Origin of the sequence: Terriglobus roseus (genome assembly GCF_900105625.1) — a bacterium.
Lineage (GTDB): Bacteria > Acidobacteriota > Terriglobia > Terriglobales > Acidobacteriaceae > Terriglobus > Terriglobus roseus_B.
On the sequence record NZ_FNSD01000001.1, the window covers coordinates 515,150 to 531,896 of the forward strand.

General features: G+C 60.1%; 16 protein-coding genes. 8 read left to right on the top strand and 8 right to left on the bottom strand.

Going from position 1 to position 16,747, the window contains the following annotated elements; translation table 11 throughout:
• Nucleotides 1-6: 6 nt before the first annotated feature.
• Nucleotides 7-618 carry a hypothetical protein gene (locus BLW03_RS02135; protein ID WP_244501922.1) on the bottom strand — a complete coding sequence of 204 codons (612 nt, stop codon included), beginning with the start codon at nt 616-618 and terminating at the stop codon, nt 7-9.
• Nucleotides 619-774: 156 nt separating this feature from the next.
• Here BLW03_RS02135 and BLW03_RS02140 point away from each other — a divergent pair, with 156 nt between their 5' ends.
• Nucleotides 775-1,737, top strand: a complete 963-nt coding sequence (locus tag BLW03_RS02140) for a universal stress protein (protein ID WP_074652138.1) — start codon at nt 775-777, stop codon at nt 1,735-1,737.
• 47 nt (nt 1,738-1,784) lie between these two features.
• On the opposite strand, the gene BLW03_RS02145 is transcribed toward BLW03_RS02140, so the two are convergent.
• The 6 genes from BLW03_RS02145 to BLW03_RS02170 form a co-directional block, all read right to left on the bottom strand.
• Nucleotides 1,785-3,479: an OmpA family protein gene (locus BLW03_RS02145; RefSeq protein ID WP_074652139.1), complete on the bottom strand. Its 1,695-nt coding sequence runs from the start codon at nt 3,477-3,479 to the stop codon at nt 1,785-1,787.
• Between the two features lie 193 nt (nt 3,480-3,672).
• Entirely contained in the window at nt 3,673-4,086 is a 414-nt protein-coding gene (locus tag BLW03_RS02150; protein ID WP_074652140.1) for a TonB family protein, read from the bottom strand.
• Nucleotides 4,087-4,371: 285 nt separating this feature from the next.
• Nucleotides 4,372-6,423: a CocE/NonD family hydrolase gene (locus BLW03_RS02155; protein ID WP_074652141.1), complete on the bottom strand. Its 2,052-nt coding sequence runs from the start codon at nt 6,421-6,423 to the stop codon at nt 4,372-4,374.
• A gap of 171 nt (nt 6,424-6,594) precedes the next feature.
• Complete coding sequence (locus BLW03_RS02160) at nt 6,595-7,572, bottom strand: ABC transporter ATP-binding protein (protein ID WP_074652142.1); 978 nt, start codon at nt 7,570-7,572, stop codon at nt 6,595-6,597.
• A 1-nt stretch (nt 7,573) separates the two neighbouring features.
• Nucleotides 7,574-8,266: a molybdenum cofactor guanylyltransferase gene (gene mobA / locus BLW03_RS02165; RefSeq protein WP_074652143.1), complete on the bottom strand. Its 693-nt coding sequence runs from the start codon at nt 8,264-8,266 to the stop codon at nt 7,574-7,576.
• Nucleotides 8,263-9,630, bottom strand: a complete 1,368-nt coding sequence (locus tag BLW03_RS02170) for a dipeptidase (RefSeq protein ID WP_074655708.1) — start codon at nt 9,628-9,630, stop codon at nt 8,263-8,265. Before BLW03_RS02170 ends, mobA begins: the two co-directional genes overlap by 4 nt.
• 82 nt (nt 9,631-9,712) lie before the next feature.
• Between BLW03_RS02170 and BLW03_RS02175 the strand changes: the two genes are divergently transcribed.
• From BLW03_RS02175 to BLW03_RS02190, 4 genes are read left to right on the top strand one after another with little or no spacing between them, the layout of a single operon-like run.
• Complete coding sequence (locus BLW03_RS02175) at nt 9,713-10,501, top strand: class I SAM-dependent methyltransferase (protein ID WP_074652144.1); 789 nt, start codon at nt 9,713-9,715, stop codon at nt 10,499-10,501.
• Between the two features lie 52 nt (nt 10,502-10,553).
• A complete protein-coding gene (locus BLW03_RS02180) occupies nt 10,554-10,820 on the top strand; it encodes a flagellar FlbD family protein (protein WP_074652145.1) in 267 nt (88 codons plus the stop codon).
• 26 nt (nt 10,821-10,846) lie between these two features.
• Nucleotides 10,847-11,611 carry a flagellar motor protein gene (locus BLW03_RS02185; protein ID WP_074652146.1) on the top strand — a complete coding sequence of 255 codons (765 nt, stop codon included), beginning with the start codon at nt 10,847-10,849 and terminating at the stop codon, nt 11,609-11,611.
• A gap of 2 nt (nt 11,612-11,613) precedes the next feature.
• On the top strand, nt 11,614-12,387 hold the full coding sequence (locus tag BLW03_RS02190; protein WP_074652147.1) for a flagellar motor protein MotB: 774 nt from the start codon (nt 11,614-11,616) through the stop codon (nt 12,385-12,387).
• A 164-nt stretch (nt 12,388-12,551) separates the two neighbouring features.
• Here the strand turns inward: BLW03_RS02190 and BLW03_RS02195 are convergent, their stop codons facing one another.
• Entirely contained in the window at nt 12,552-13,193 is a 642-nt protein-coding gene (locus BLW03_RS02195; protein ID WP_074652148.1) for a DedA family protein, read from the bottom strand.
• Nucleotides 13,194-13,324: 131 nt separating this feature from the next.
• Here BLW03_RS02195 and BLW03_RS02200 point away from each other — a divergent pair, with 131 nt between their 5' ends.
• The 3 genes from BLW03_RS02200 (at nt 13,325) to BLW03_RS02210 (ending at nt 16,734) form a co-directional block, all read left to right on the top strand.
• On the top strand, nt 13,325-14,155 hold the full coding sequence (locus tag BLW03_RS02200; protein ID WP_074652149.1) for a chlorite dismutase family protein: 831 nt from the start codon (nt 13,325-13,327) through the stop codon (nt 14,153-14,155).
• The gene (gene nth, locus BLW03_RS02205) at nt 14,155-14,943 is read left to right on the top strand and encodes an endonuclease III (protein WP_074652150.1); all 789 of its coding nucleotides are present in this window, start codon (nt 14,155-14,157) and stop codon (nt 14,941-14,943) included. Before BLW03_RS02200 ends, nth begins: the two co-directional genes overlap by 1 nt.
• 246 nt (nt 14,944-15,189) lie before the next feature.
• A complete protein-coding gene (locus BLW03_RS02210) occupies nt 15,190-16,734 on the top strand; it encodes a SulP family inorganic anion transporter (protein ID WP_170834930.1) in 1,545 nt (514 codons plus the stop codon).
• Nucleotides 16,735-16,747 lie beyond the last annotated feature (13 nt).

A 16,747-nucleotide genomic window follows, 5' to 3' on the forward strand; every position in this document is an offset into this window, starting at 1 on the left:
AGCTTGCTATCGAGGCGCCTTTGAAGGCGCTACCAGACCGATCCCGTGTCCGCGGTCCCGCTCAAAGGAGACCTTCGAGAAAAGCATGCGCAGGGACGTTGCAGATTGCGCAAGACCGAACAGCAGCAGGTAGAGATAGATTGCGGTCGCCAGTTCTGCGGGAGAGAACCTCGATCCTGCATGGATTCGAATCGCGGTGTAGGTCACGCCAAAGCACGTGGCCACAAAGGCGCCTGCGAAGTCCCAGAGGGCCCATCGCTGCGCCCTGTTGTGGTTGAGAAGGACAAACTCACCCACAGCGGTGCTGAAGGCCTGCACAACGGCCATGGGCAGGAACCACTCCACGGCGGCATGATCGAAGAGCAGCGTGAGAAAGAGAGCACCGATCACGATACCCAGTGCGCCCTGGATCTGCATCACCCGCCTCGGCCACCGATGCGGATACGCAAGGCTGCTTGCCAGTAGAAGGACACTGTCGACGATGCCGTAGACGGCCAATGCGGCGACAGCCACGGCGATGCCGACGGAAACCAGGAGCAAACTCTTGTCCATGTCCACCGTGACCATCACAAGGCAACCGGTAAGAAATGCAAGGCCGCCGCGCACCAGGGTCATCATCCAGAAACGTCGAAATTTATCCCGCATCGCTAACCCTCACGGATTCAGCATCGGGCACGGACACTTGTGCGGCAGTGACACCGAGCATTCGACGCGGTGACGCACATCACAGCTTTCATCTGCCCGTTCGCTCTAGGTTGATGCCGGAGGTGTTTCGTGGGCTCCGTTTCGAAACTACCGGCAGTGCGCTCCTCTGAACCTTCCGTCGCGGTCGACCTCGCGGCTCCTGCGCTCCAGTTGAAACGCGTGACGGTGTGCACAGACTTTTCCGAAGTATCGGCACCAGCCGTCGACGAGGCCTATCGCCTCTGCCTTCGCCACCACGCCGCGCTAAGCATTCTCTTTGTCCTTGAGCATGACGATCTCTCCGAATGGCCCGATGCAGAGAAAGAACTGGCACTGCTGGGTCTCCAGCGTCGCCACGAGCTGGACCTTATGGCTGCGCGACTGGCGACACCGTCCGTTGTGGTACGACCCATCTTTCTGGACGGGAACGCGTCCACCGTTCTTCTGCAGGCAATCCAGGGCGAAAGCCCTGATCTGGTCGTCGTCGGAACGCATGGCCGGCGCGGGATCGACAGACTCCTGCTCGGGTCCACCGCTGAGGCCATCGTCCGAAGCGCGGAGTGTCCGGTGATGACAGTTGGGCCGGGTGCGCTGCGGGCCCATGATCATGCTGCTGGGCCCATCGTATGCGCCACGGACTTCCACGACGGTGCGGAGGAATCCGTCGCCTATGCCGCGTTCCTCTCCGAGCAGCACCAGGTACCGCTGCACTGTATTCATGTGCTGCCGATGTCCTCCATTGCCACCAAGAATCACATCGTCGCGACGATCATGGAAACAGCGCTTGTCGACCTGCAGATGTCGTCCGGGAAGAATGCATTTCAGCCTTCAAGTCGGGCGGTCTTCGGTCGAGAGGTCAGTCGTGCCGTAGTGGAATACGCACGCGAGGTCCACGCGTCGGCCATTGTCCTCAGCGTTACCCGGCGAACCAGTCTGTCCTCGCATCTGCCCCTGCGCAGGACCTCACGCATGCTCATCCTTGCGAACTGCCCCGTGTTCACGCTCTCTCACGAGAAGCACGTCTCGCCTCTGCTTCGCTCAACCGTGATGTAGGTCAGTCCTACACCATGGCATGCCGCAAGAGCCCGCTTGCAAAACGCCTACTGTGCCGGAGTCACTGTGATGCGAGGCCTGGTTGCACGTCGTGGTGACGAGCGGTGCTGCGCAGACGTGTGCCGTGTTGGGGCGTTTCGCGGGGAGCTGGCGGTGCGAATGCCACCGGGGGATCCGTAGGCTTCTCCGTGGCGGACCACTGCCTTCTCATTCACCACGCGGCCTTCCTGATTGAAGGTGGAGCCGATGGGCAGGAAGACGCTGATCACCTGGGCCTGGCCCGCACTTTCCGCTCGCACCTGGATGCGAGAGGGGTCAATGCCCTTCTCCTGCGATAGGTATTGCTTCACGTTGACGGCCCGCTCCGCGGCCAGGGCGATGCCTTCCCTGCGCGTGTGATCGCCCACCAGTACCAGCGTGGCATCCTGCTGGTGCTGCATTGCCAGCGAGATGTCATCGAGGCAAGCCTTCGCCTCATTGTTCACACGAGCCGGACGGCGGCGATCTCTTGTGAACGAGACAGAGCACATGTCGCTCTGGAGCGGCAGGGCCGGCAGCGAGGTCTGTGCCGCGGTTCGTGTCACCGAGACCGTCACGTTGGTCGTCGCCGTTGCCATGTGTTGCAGATCATCGCGCGCCGAGCAGGTGACCGCAATGTCGCCTGCGGTGGTCGCGGAGAGTGTTGCCACGTTCCCCGTCTGGCTGATGGTTCCTGCGGTCGAGACAAACGTGTAAGTGAGGGGCCGGTTCCGCACTGTGCTACCCGTTGCCGTGATGGTCGTACGACCGCCGACGTACAGGGTCGCGGGTAAGGCAGAGCATGTGATGGTGGGCGGATCGTAAGGCCGGATCGTGAAGTTCGCATTGCACGAAGCACTCTCGCGCCCGTGCCTGTCCTGAACGGCTGTGCCCATCACGCGATAGTCGCCAACGGGCAGACCGGCCGTGTCGATCGCGATGACGTCTCCGCCCTTGCCCAGAATGCGACCACCGGAGGTCGTCCAGGTGAACTGGATGGGCTTCAGCTCATTGAACCCGAGCAGTTGAGACGCAACGTTCACCGGGTCGCCAGGATATACCTCGACATGCGCGGCAGAGCAGCTCATCTGTCGCACCATGTCTGCATGCTGCGCTCCGCCCAGCCGCAGGACCAGGCCCGCGCTGCCGGCGATCGTATTGATCTTCGCCAGACCACCGAGGGCGCCGTTTCGCTGCAAAGGACCAAAGTCGTTGTAGTTGTACTGGTAGTCAGCCTGGAGCAGTCGCACACCGAACCACTCGTGCCGCAGAGACGGAATCCAATCGAGGCCGACGCCGGCAGTGCCGGTCCACCCCCATTTCTTCACATTCAGCGCAGGTCCGCCGAAGTAACTGGGACCGGCAAGCGCGTGCGCAAACGGTACAAATTTGTGTACATTCCCCTGCAATTGCAGGCCGAAGCCTGTCGTGTACTGCGTGCTACGCACCGGATCAACATGCGCACCGGCTTCCGCCTGGATGCCAAGCCACGGCTTCAGGAAGTAGGTGACGCTGCCTTCCGCGCCGTAGGGCAAAGGCTTGTAAGGAACATAGTTAATGTCCGCTGACATGGGATGCCAGTAGGAGTAGCCTGCAAAGACTTCGACCCTCGGGCGATTCAGTTCGCCATCGCGGCTACGGAGAGCCTGTCCAAACGCAGCCTGTGCAGAAGTGGCAAGGCAGACGAATCCCAGCATCAACTGCTTTTTGTCTTTCATGCCCATGTGTGGACACAGTCTATAGGTAGTCCACCGGACATAAGGTGCCACTTCAGGGGCATACTCTCCGTGCCGCAACCGCGGCATTCCGAGATGATTTCGACGTGAAACGTACAAAGGCCGCCCACGACTGGGCGGCCTTTCGAAAGCTGACCCACCGACGTAAGGGTCTGCTTTGTGATGCGGAGTAATGCAGTGCTTAGTTGTTGATCGCGACGTGCAGCGTGACCGGAACGTCAACGGCGGTGCCGTTCAGCGTACCTGGGGTGTAGCGGACCTTGCTGACCGCATCCAGAACACGCTCGTTGGTCGCGCTATCCAGCGACTTCACAACGTGTACGTTCTGGGGGACGCCGGCCTTGTCGACCGTGTACTCCACAACAACCTCACCAGAGACGGCGGGCGATGCAGCAATCTTCAGAGCGTTCAGACGGACGGGTGCAATCAGGCCGGTGTAGATGTGCGGTGCAGCGGCCTTCACAGCGCTTGCCTGGAAGGCGAACGCGGGAGCATCGACGGATGCTACGAGATGCGACACATTCGAGTGCAGAGCCTGTGCAGGCATCATGACGGGGGCGATGAGCAGAGCGGCGGCGGCGAGGATCGAGCGCATGGGTTGAACTCCTTGATTGGGTCGTCGGTTAGACATGTTTGAGGCGTCCCTCGGTGTGTTCAACACCAAAATATCGCCTTTACCTAATCGTTGTCAACAAATCCTTGAAATTATTTTCAACAGAGCTACTGAATCGTCTCATTAGCATGCCACTTTTGCACTTAACTTGCTTATTATCAATTGGATAAATCCATTTTTTCTTGGTCGCTTTTCTGCCCATCCCTAGGCAATAAACAATGGGCCGGCACAAGTGCCGGCCCATTCACTGCCCTCATCTTCGAGTCGTTACGGAGTTATCGCAGCAGGCACGACCGGCAGGCTGATGAAGCTTGCACGAGCGCCGTCGTGGTAGATCCGCTGCGTCGCCTTTTCGTAGTCGGCAGGCTTCGCGTTAAAGATGTTTGGCACAAACTTCTGCGGATTGCGGTCATAGAGTGGGAACAACGAGCTCTGGACCTGGACCATGATCTTGTGACCGGGCTGGAAGACATGGTTCACATTCGGCATGTCCCACTTGTACGTCAGCGCTTCGTTTGACTTCAGTGCTTCAGGCTTCTCGAAGCTGGTGCGATAGCGCCCGCGGAAGATGTCCATGGATATTGGTAGCTCATAGCCTCCCATCGGCTCGGAGTGTCCATCCGGGAAGACGTCGATGAGCTTCACAACCCAGTCGCTGTCGGTGCCCGACGTTGCTGCAACCAGATTGACCTTTGGGACACCGCTCACACGCAGCGGCTCCTTCAGCACGTCGGTCGTGTACGTGATGACGTCCGGGCGGCCGTCCACGAAGCGCTGATCCGTGACCAGCCACGTCCGCCAGTTCTCGCCTGTGTAGGGACGAGGAGAGAACGGCACAGGCTTGGCGGGATCAGAGACGAATTCATCGAATTTCTCACCACCGCTCTTCGGTGCATCGAAACCGAGCTTTCCACCGGCTTCCAAGTAGAGCGGCTTTGACTTGTCTGTGCAGCCTGCCTCGCAGGAAAGCGGCCACTTCTCCAGGCGATCCCAATGATCTTCGCCCGTGTTGTAGATGAGCACAGGCGGCGTCTTGGCGACGGGCGCGCCTTCCCGCAGATACTGATTGAAGAAGGGCAACTGTACGTTCTGGAGATAATCCGCGGTCGTGTCTGTGTCCCAGACCAGCGGCCCAAGCTGGTGCCCTTCCCGGTTCACCTGGCTGTGAAACCACGGCCCCATCACCAGGAAGTTCATGTTGTTGTTCTTGTCCCTTGGCTCCCAGGCGGCGTAGCTGTGATTCGCGCCGTACATGTCTTCCTGATCCCAGAGGCCCTGCAGCCACATGGTGGGCACGGTCAGGTCGGTCTTTGCAATCAATTTATCCAGTGCCTGCGACTGCCAGTAGGCGTCGTACGCTGGGTGCGCCTCCACCATCTTCCAGAAGGGCAACTGCTCTTCGCCCATCGCTCGGGCCATATCGCCTGCGGAGCCCTTACTCAGGAAGTTGGTGTACTCGTCGTGCCCCTCACGGGAGACTCGCACACCGGCGCCGCGAGCCGTAGTCTGCGAGATGAAGTAGTCGAGGTTGGGCTGGCGGAAGGCGCCGTACTGGAACCAGTCGTCGCCCATCCAGCCATCGACCATCGGGCTCTCCGGCACCGCTGCCTTCAGCGCGGGATGCGGATGCAGCAGTGCCATGACGACCGTAAAGCCTTCATAGGAGGAACCGGTCATGCCAACGCGCCCGTTGGACTCCGGCGTATTCTTCACCAGCCAATCGATCGTGTCGTAGGCGTCGGTCGTGTCGTCCGCACCCGTGGGATTCCAAGGGCCGACGGGTGGCGGCGTCATCAGGTAGACACCTTCGGAACCATACTTGCCGCGCACGTCCTGGTAGACACGGATGTAGCCGTCGCGTACGTACACCTCGTCGCTGAGGTTCAACTCATCAATCATGTGCGGCGCGTCGGGCTTTACCGTACCGCGACCCGCAGGGACCGGTGCAGCAGCGCTCCGCCCGCTGGATGCAGCGAGGAGAGCCGCCTTCGGATCGCGTGCCGCGTGGGCGCGTGCCGCAGCGTTGTAGCAAGTGCGTGTCAGGAGGATCGGCGCGTTTTTAATGCCCTTCGGAATCACAATCACCGTGTACAGCTTGGTCCCATCCCGCATGGGAATCATGACGACGCGCTTCTCGTAGTCGCGTTCGACCTTTGGCGCATCGACGGCTGCAGCAGCCTTTGGCGGCGTAAAGGTTTGCGGAATCATGTTGCTGTCCATGGGACGCGGAGGCGCTGCACCCTTCTCCTGCGCGTATAGGGGAGCAGCAACAGCGGCGACGGCCAGGACGGCCACAGCCCAGCGGGAATGACTGATCATGAATCTTCCTTCGGCCCGGAATGCAAGGGCACACAAAAAATGAGTGCCCTCAGCATAACGCGCTGCAACTCACCCGACGGAAAGGCGGGACAGCATAGGGACATCGACCTGGATTTGATCAAGTCCCTGCGCCCCTAATTCATTCCTGTCGCTACTCTTTAATCCCTCCAACTACTGCGGCAAGACCAGCTCATCCAGCGCCATGAAGTCACGCAAGATGGGATCATCGCTCTTCTCAAGCTCCGCGAGCGTTCCAAAGAAACGTGCGGTGCCCTCATGCAGGAAGAGCAGGCGATCCGCGAGCTTCTTCGCGAAGCGCATGTCATGCGTCACGACGATGCTGGTCAGGTGCAGCTGCCGCTTCAACCGCTCGATCAGATCGCCGAGCAAATGGGCCATTAAGGGATCCACCATGGTTGTGGGTTCGTCGTACAACACGGCTTCCGGCTGCGCCGCCAGCGCACGCGCAATTGCCACGGAACGCTTCATGCCGGTGGACAGGTCGCTCGGCAGAAGGTCGTCCATACCGGCGACGCCTACCATCTCCAGCAGTCCCTTCACTACCTGGCGAATCTGCTCTTCTTCGAGCTCGCCCTTTTCGCGCAGTGGGAAGGCAACATTCTCACCGACGGAGACGGAGTCGAAGAGAGCGCCGTTCTGGAAGACCATCGTGACCTTGCGGCGGATGGGCTGCATCTCTTTCTCATTGAAACCGCAGATGTTTTCGTTCGCGACAGAGATGATGCCCTTATCCGGCTTCAGAAACCCCATCAGCATCTGCAGCGAGACAGACTTGCCCACGCCTGACCGGCCGAGGATGCAGAGTGTTTCGCCAGGCTTGACGAAGAAACTGACGTCTTCCAACACCTTGAAGTCGCCGAAGGACTTGAAGACGTGCTCGAACGAGATGTACGGCTTCCGGCTGTCTTCAACGGAGACTTCGTTCTGCTCCTTGGACTGCTCAAAGAACTCGCCCACCTCTTCCGCGACGTCTTCTGAGACTTCGTCCACGAGGGGCTTGTTCAGCAACTCCTCGGTAGCCTGCTCATCGGCGGTCAGAGGCACATCCTGCTGGGCCGATTCATCGTCGCGCAGCACCTGGTCCTGCTTCTGCAACTTGTTCTGATCTTCGAGTGGCTGGTCGGGCATGCTAATTCGATGCACCTCGCGCGACTTCGGTCGGAACTCCCGCGAGATCGCGTGCGATCTCAAGATCTGCGGGCGTATTGACGTTGACGAACGCACGCGACGCAGTGACGGCTGACACCAGCGACGATACCTCAAACGTGCAGATGGATTTACCGTCTGCCCCCGGGGTGCAAGGATTGTCTGCCACAGCATGAAGCACCGGTTGAAGCTTCAGAGCGCCATTCTGAAGTGCCTGGCGAACGACCTCGCGCGCATCCGCGCGGATCAGCAGGGGCAACGGCTGCGCGAAGCCCTCCGTGACCATGTGCGCGACCGCGGCACCTGAGGCGATAGCCGTTGCCACGAATCGAATGAGCAGCGAGGAAGGCAGCAGCGGTAGGTCGATCGGATGCAACAGCACGTACTCGGCACCGGCGGCATCCTGCAGGGCTGCATCCAGAGCGCCAACCGGCCCGCATCCGCAGGTGACGTCCGGCACAGTACGGCCGTAGACGCTCAGGCGCTGGCAGCGATCGGGCGTGCCGCACAGAATGGCCGGATCGCTACCCGGAACAGCTTGGTGTACCACGCGGAGAGCCCGCTCCAACAAGGTCTCGTCGCCCATGCGTAGCAGTGCTTTATCGATGTCATGGGATCCCGGTTCGCGTTGCATCCGCGAACTTTCACCGCCGGCAAGAACATAGGCGCGGATCATGCGCCCAACAATGTGAGGAAGCGAATAATTGACTCCGTCCCGCGGTAGAAGTTACTGAGGTTGAACTTTTCATTAGGCGCGTGCAGATTATCGTCGGGCAGGCCAAAGCCCATCAGGACGGCCGGCACTTTCAGCTGCCGTGCGAAGTCTCCCACAATGGGGATCGATCCTCCGCCGCGAACAAAGACGGTCTCCTTGTTGAAGACCTCGCGCATTGCGTCCGTCGCGGCCTGCACGAACCGGTTGTCCGTGCCTACGACGATGGGATCTCCTGAATGGATCATGCGGACTTCGATGGATACTCCCTTCGGCGCGATGCTTGACACGTAATGTTTGAGCTTCTCGAACGTATCGGCAGGCGTCATGCCAGGCACAAGCCGCAACGAAACCTTCGCCAGCGCCTTTGCCGGAATCACGGTCTTCGCACCCGCACCGGTAAAGCCACCGGGCATACCGTGCACATCGAGTGTCGGTCGCGCCCACGTGCGCTCCAGAACGGAGTACCCTGGCTCACCCGGCAGGGTACTGCTGCCCACCTCTGTTTCGCGATAGTGCTCTTCGTCGAAGGGCAGCGACTTCCAGGCCGCCAATTCTGCTGCAGTCGGCGCTTCGATGCCGTCGTAGATGCCCGGGATCAGGATGCGCCCCTCATCATCTTTCAGCTTCGCGATCACTTGAGACAACGCGACGAAAGGGTTGGGAGCAGCGCCTCCGTACATGCCGCTGTGCAGGTCGGTGCGAGCGCCATGGACCTCTATCTCCGTGTAGATCATGCCACGCAGACCTATACACAGCGTGGGCAGATCGGGCGCGAACAGATCGGTATCGCAGACCAGCGCGACGTCGCAGGTCAATTCTTCGGGATGCTCACGCAGGTAGGCTGCAATACCTTCACCGCCTACTTCTTCCTCGCCCTCAGCCAAAACGCGGATGTTCACCGGCAGCGGCCCGGCCTGCAGGAGCGCCTGCAGTGCTTTGACTTCCATCCAGAGTTGGCCCTTGTCATCGACCGCGCCACGCGCATAGATGTTGCCATTCCGCTCGGTCGGCTCGAAGGGCGGTGACACCCATTCGTCCAGCGGATCAGGCGGCTGCACATCGTAGTGACCATAGCAAAGGATCGTTGGTTTGCCGGCAGCGTGCAGATGATCGGCGTAGACCAGCGGGTGCCCCGAGGTCTCGATGAGACGCACGTTCTCCATCCCAATCCGTTTCAGCTCGTCTGCAAGAAACTGCGCAGCGCGGCGAACGTCGCCCGCATGCTCGGGCAGCGTAGAGATGGACGGGATACGCAGGAAATCCTTGAGTTCAGCGAGCGCGTTCGCCTTGTTTCCAGCGGCGAATTCGAGTGCAGATTGCGGCATGTCTTTCGTGATCCTCTTATGACCCTGTGCAAACTTCTTATTCTGATTGCGCCAGCTCGACTCCGGGCGAACAATCAGGTGCATGGCCAGCACACCACAGACAGAGCACACGACGCAAACGGAACGTACACAAACCTGGGATGCCGCGCGGTATGCGGCCAACGGGCGCTTCGTCGCCAATCTTGCCGGCGAAGTGCTCTCGATGTTGGATGCAAAAGCCGGCGAACACATCCTGGACCTGGGCTGCGGTGACGGTGCCCTGACGGAACGCATTGCGGCGAGCGGTGCGGAAGTCACCGGCTGCGACGCGGACGCGTCGATGCTGGCTGCGGCAAAGCTGCGTGGATTGACGACTGTCCAGGCTGACATGCGCTTGCTTCCCTTTCACGGCGAGTTCGACGCGGTATTCTCCAACGCCGCACTGCACTGGGTGACGGATCAGACCAGCGTGATCCGAGGCATACACCGGGCGCTGAAGCCTGGCGGACGCTTCGTTGCGGAGATGGGCGGACTCGGCAATATCGCCTCCCTTCGGACGGCTCTGTCGGCCGTTTTGAGACGATTCCATCTGGACGCCGAAGCGATTGGTGGTTCCTTCTATCCGTCCGAGGCAGATTACCGGGCTCTGCTGGAAGCGAATGGCTTCCGCGTGGTGACGATGGCACTTGTGCCGCGGCCGACGCTGGTGAAGGCGGGCATGGAGGAATGGCTCAGAACCTTCCGCAGCGGCGTTCTGGCGCGCCTTCCCGAATTAGATCGCGAGCCGGTCATTGCCGAGGTCACAGATCTGTTGCGACCGATGCTTTGTGATGGCAGCGGTCAGTGGTGGGCCGACTACGTCCGGCTGCGATTTCATGTCGAGCGTGACTGAGCGCTCATGCGCCTGTGCGATTCGTCGATAAGGCCTTTGGAGCACACAGGCCATGATCGAACTCACACGTCTCAACGGACACCCGATGGTCGTCAACAGCGACCTGATCAAGCACGCAGAGGCCATCCCCGACACAACGCTGACGCTCGTCACCGGCGAAAAGCTGGTGGTACTTGAGAGCTGCGCCCAGGTCACGGCGCGCATCCTGCGTTATCGCGCACATGTGCTGGCTGAGGCATGGCCCTCCGCCGAGACAGCCATTGCCGCACACAACGCGCTGCGCCTTGCCATCGACGCCGAACGCCGGGCCAACGACTAGAACTGCTCAGCAGACGGAGGAACCGCATGGATCTCGCAAGCATTGGTGGCATCGTCATCGCTCTTGTCGCCATTTTGGGCGCCATGATGATGGAGGGCGGCAGCATCGGCCAGATCACCCAGCTGACCGCCGCCATCATCGTGATCGGCGGCACAGTGGGTGCAGTCAGCGTGCAGTTCCCGCTCAATATCCTTCTTGCATCGCTCAAAGGCATCCTGGGTGTGTTTCTACACAAGGGACATGATGACGAGGCTGTCCTGAAGCAGATCGTCGAGTTCGCCAATAAGGCCCGTAAGAGCGGCATCGTGTCGCTGGATAGTGATCTTGCTGGCGTCCGAGATCCCTTCCTGAAGCAGGGCCTGATGCTGGCCGTGGACGGTACCGAGTCCGGTGAGGTCCGCAAGATTCTGCAGCTTGAGATCGACAACAAAAGCGAGATGGAGGAGAAGGTTCCCCAGGTGCTGGAGTCCGCAGGCGCCTTCGCACCGACCGTCGGCATCATCGGTGCGGTGCTTGGCCTGATCCAGGTAATGCAGCACCTCGACAACATTGACGAGGTGGGTAAAGGCATTGCGGTTGCCTTCGTCGCGACGATCTATGGCGTGGCACTGGCGAACCTGTTCTGCCTGCCTGCGGCGGGCAAGCTGAAAATCCGCCACAAGGAGCACGTCATGATGCAGGAGATGATGCTTGAAGGCGTCATCAGCATCCTGGAAGGCCTGAATCCGCGCATGATCGAGACGAAGCTGAAGACTTTCATCTCGAACCCGAGCGCGGAGGCTAAGGCTTAGCCGTGGGCAAGAAAAAGCACGCCGAACACGTCAATCACGAGCGCTGGCTCGTCTCCTGGGCCGATTTGCTTACGCTGTTGTTCGCATTCTTCGTGGTGATGTTCGCGTCAAGCGTCAGCGATAAGAAGAAGTCCGCGAAGATGGCCGCGGCAATGCAGACTGCCTTCCAGCAGAACGGTGTCTTCGAGGCACACGCTGCGAAACCGCCGCTCGCGCCCGGTGGGGGCACGTCCAGCGGCGATCCCAATCCACTGGAAATGCCGATCGAAAGCTCCCAAGCAAAGAGCTATGGCGATGCCGCCAGGAAGGCCATCGAAGCGTCGATCGCGCCTGCATTGCAACAGCACTTGGTCAGGATGCGTGAAGCGGAGGACGGCATCACGCTGTCTCTCGATAGCGCTGGATTCTTTGCTTCGGGATCCGCCGAGGTGAAGGCGTCGGTCAAGCCGATCCTTGCAAAGCTTGCCGCAGCTCTGCCGCAGGGTGCGCTCCGCGTGGAAGGCCACACGGACAACCAGCCGATCCACACTGTTCAGTTCCGCAGCAACTGGGAGTTGTCCACGGCGCGCGCTGCCTCTATCGCAGAGGTGCTGATGCAGCGCAGTCTTGTCTCACCCGCCGACTTCACCATCGCAGGTTATGGTGAATTCCATCCTGTCTCGGGGAACGACACGGAGGCCGGACGCGCAGCAAATCGTCGCGTAGACATTGTGCTGCTACGACCGAAGACCGGTGCTGTGATCAAGAAGGAAGGTCCGCCAAGGCCGACGATATGACCCACTAACCCGAGGCCAGGAATCGGGTGCCAATGGGTGGATTATCGCTCGAGGCGGAAATTCTCCGTCTGGCTTAAACGGTTCGCACTTTGTGCGAATACCCCACCCTTTCGCGATGCTGCGAAAGAATGGGGCACCTCGATGCCAGGACTGTCACGCGGAGACTACGCTGCTGCTTCCTGATCGCGGTTCTTCAGGTGGCTCCAGACGAACCAGATGATGCCGGCGAGCACGAGCACGATGATGGCTGCGTCGGCCTTATGCAGCACGCGCTTCAACATGCTGTGTGGATCGTTCCAGCTAGCACCGGCCTTCATACCGACATAAGCGAGCGCAAAGCACCAGGGCCAGGAACCCAGAAATGTATAGATGTGGAAACGCAACTGCGGCATGCGCGCGATGCCTGCGGGCAGCGCGATGAACGTCCGCACAACCGGCAGCAGTCGGCCAATCAGGACCGTGATGTCGCCGTACTTCTGAAAATAGCCGTCAACACGGTCCAGGTCGTGCTTGCTCATCAGGACGTAGCGGCCGAACTTCTCCACCAGCGGACGCCCGCCGTACGCGCCGATCCAGTAGGCGATGACAGAGCCGATGTTGCAGCCAATGGCACCTGCCGTCGCGGCGGCGTAGAGGTTCATCTTGCCCTGGTCGACGACGAAGCCCGCAAAGGGCATGATGATCTCGCTGGGCAGCGGTATGCATGCGGATTCAATCGCCATCAGAAGCGCGACGCCGGGATAGCCGATCGCCGAGATCAGGTGCGTGACGTACGGCAGAAGAAAGTTAATGATTTTTTCGGTCATGTTGTTTGGGGGAACTGCGCAAAGTATACCCGCGCAAGGAGTTCCTCAACCTGAATATCACCTTACTCACCCGGGCGCCTGCCGCTCCGATATCCGTCAGGCCGTCCGCTTCCGCTGATATCCTTGAAGACATGGCTGAGACTGTAACCGCGCCCGAGACCCCGACTAATTCCGCACACACCGTCACACCGGTAACGGCTGCGCCTGCAGTCACGGGCGGACGGCCCGCGAGCAGCTATGGCGCTGCTCCGGCCACGCATGGTGGCCCACCGGTCAAGCGGCAGATTGTTGCCTTCTCTTTCTACAAGATCCTCCCCGAGTGGAAGCGCCTGCCCGCCGCCGAGAAGGCTGCAATGAAGACTGCGTTCGTCGAGGTGATCGACCGCTGGAACAAGCCCGGCGAATTCCTGACGCTGACCTACTCGACCGTTGGAACGCGTGGCGATGTGGATATGTGCGTCTGGTCCATCTGCTACTCGGTCGAAGAGATGAACCGCATGCGCAGCGAACTGCTCTCGACTCCGCTCGGCGGCTACCTTGAGACCCCGCACAGCTTCCTCTCCATGACGAAGCGTTCGCAGTACCAGATCGACCGTGAGGATGAAAGCGAAGGCGAAGGCCGTGGCGCAATCCGTCCCGGCGGCCACAAGTACATCTTCGTCTACCCGTTCTGGAAGACCCGTCCGTGGTACCTGCTGTCGCTGGAAGAGCGCCGACGCCTGATGGAAGAGCACATCCGCGTTGGCCTGGCCTACCCGCGCGTCAAGCTGAATACAACGTACTCATTCGGCATCGACGACCAGGAGTTCGTCGTCGCGTTTGAGACGAATTTCCCTGAAGATTTTGTCGACCTGGTGCAGCAGCTTCGCGAGACCGAGATCAGCATGTACACGCTGAAGGACTTCCCGATCTTCTCGTGCGTGCGCGTTACGCCCGCCGACATGCTGGATCGACTGGGCTAATGGCCAAAGTCGTTAAGCCGGCAAAGCCGCTGCCAGCCAGGAAGGCGATCTCACCTGCGGCCGCGAAGGGGATACGAGCGCGGCAGATTGCTGCGTCCGAACCCGTCGCGCCGAAGAAGGCTGCTGGCAGGACGAAGAAACCCTTGGCACCGGAGCGCATCGCTGCCATTATTGATGCGCTGGCGAAGACATATCCGGACGCCGTCTGCGCGTTGCACCACAGCAATGCTTGGGAACTTACCGTTGCCACGATCCTCTCGGCGCAATGCACGGACGCGCGCGTGAACATGGTGACACCGGCGCTCTTCCACGCATATCCGACGCCGAAGGCGATGGCGCACGCGACGCCGGAAGAGCTGCAGCCGATTCTGAGTTCCTTGTCCTTCTTCCGCATGAAAGCGAAGTCGCTGGTCGGCGCGGCGAAGGTCGTTACGGAGGAGTTCGGCGGAAAAGTTCCGCAGACCATGGACGAGATGCTGCGTATTCCAGGAGCTGCACGCAAGACATCCAACGTGGTGCTCGGCAGCTGGTACGGCATAGCGTCCGGCGTGGTCGTGGACACACATGTCCTGCGGCTGTCGAGACGGCTGGAACTCACCGAGAACGACGATCCGGTGAAGGTCGAGCGCGACCTGATGCAGATCATTCCGCAGACGGAGTGGATCAACTTCTCCCATCGCCTGATCCATCATGGTCGACAAATCTGTGACGCGCGTAAGCCGAAATGCGTGGACTGTTCGCTGGAGACACTCTGCAATTCTGGCGACAAGACCTGGGCATCGCATTAACGGAACGGTCCGAGGGGTCCCCCCCCCGCAATTTTTGCAAAAATTAGATTCAAAAGGACTTACGAGCACGTCGGCCCGTAAAAATTAGATTCTAATGGACTTACACGCAAAAATCTCATTCTAAAGGACTTAGGGAGATCGTGGAATCTTCCGCCTCGCCATACTGGCGTGGAAGGCCTACTAAAAGGATAACAGTCAGACGCTAAGTACGGTCCACCTACATCCCCTTTGTATTGAGAGAGATACATGGTCCCGGGACTTGACACGGTCGGACATTACCCCGCAAACGAGTTGGAGATCGAACTGAAAGCTACAGACGTACGGATTGAGTTACTGGCTGGACTGACCGCGGCCCTGTCGTTGGTCCCCGAGGTGGTCGGCTTCGCACTGGTAGCACATGTAAATCCGCTCACAGGCCTGTACGCCGCGTTCATCATCTGCCTGATCGCGGCACTGTGGGGCGGTCGGCCCGGCATGATCTCTGGGGCTGCCGGCTCCATGGCCGTAGTGTCGGCGGGTCTGGTGGTGCAGCACGGCGTGGAGTACCTGTTCGCAACCATCATCCTCACCGGCATTCTGCAGATGCTCTTCGCCGCGTTTCGGCTGGGCAAGTTGATCCGCATGGTGCCCCATCCCGTCATGCTTGGCTTCGTGAATGGCCTGGCGATCATCATCGCGTCCGCCCAGTTACAGCACTTCCATGTGCACAGACCAGACGGTACAGAGGGATGGCTGGCACCAGCAGGATTGCTCACGATGCTGGGGCTGGTAGCGGTGACCGTGCTTGTCACTGTTCTGCTGCCAAGGTTGACACGATCCTTCCCGTCTGCGCTTGCCGGTATCCTTGCCGCAACAGCAGTCGCTTTCGCGCTTGGCATCCGTACGCGAACCGTTGGCGACCTGGCATCCATCCATGGGACACTGCCCGTCTTTCACCTGCCACAAATTCCCTACACCTTCGCGACGCTCCAGATCATCCTGCCGTACGCGCTGATCCTGGCGGTCATCGGTCTGGTCGAGACGCTGCTGACGCTGAACCTGATCGACGAAATCACCGACACGATTGGCCAACCAAACCGCGAGTCAATGGCACAGGGCGCAGGCAATCTTGTTGGAGCGCTCTTCGGCGGCATGGGCGGTTGCGCCATGATTGGGCAGAGCATGATCAACCTGAACGCCGGTGGGCGCCGACGGCTGTCCGGCGTTGCAGCAGGCGCATTCCTGCTGTCGTTCATCCTCGTCGCATCTCGACTGATTGAGCGGATCCCGCTGGCCGCGCTGGTCGGTGTGATGTTCGTTGTCTCCGCAGAGACCTTCAACTGGAAGAGCCTGCGCAATATGTTTCGGATTCCCGGCCATGACACGCTCGTGATGGTCGTGGTGACGCTCGTGACTGTTCTGACAAACCTTGCAGTGGCGGTGGTCGCTGGCATCGTGATCGCGGCGCTCGTCTTTGCATGGGACCATGCGCAACAGTTGGATGTGGAGATCGCGCAGACGACCGAGGCGAAACGGTATCTGCTGCGTGGCAGTCTATTCTTCGCATCCGCAGCGCAGTTCACGCGATTCTTCACACCGAAGGAAGATCCGGCAGACGTGTACGTGCAATTCGATCACGCACGCATCATGGACTCGTCCGCACTCGAGGCGATTGAAGCTCTGGCAGGTCGTTACCGCGCGCTGGGCAAGACGTTGCATGTACGAGGTCTCAGTGAGAACTGTGACCGGCTGCTGCGCCGCAAGGATGGCAAGGTGACCCTGCTGCCGCCCGAGTCTTTCGACATCGCCTGAGACAGGCGGCGCT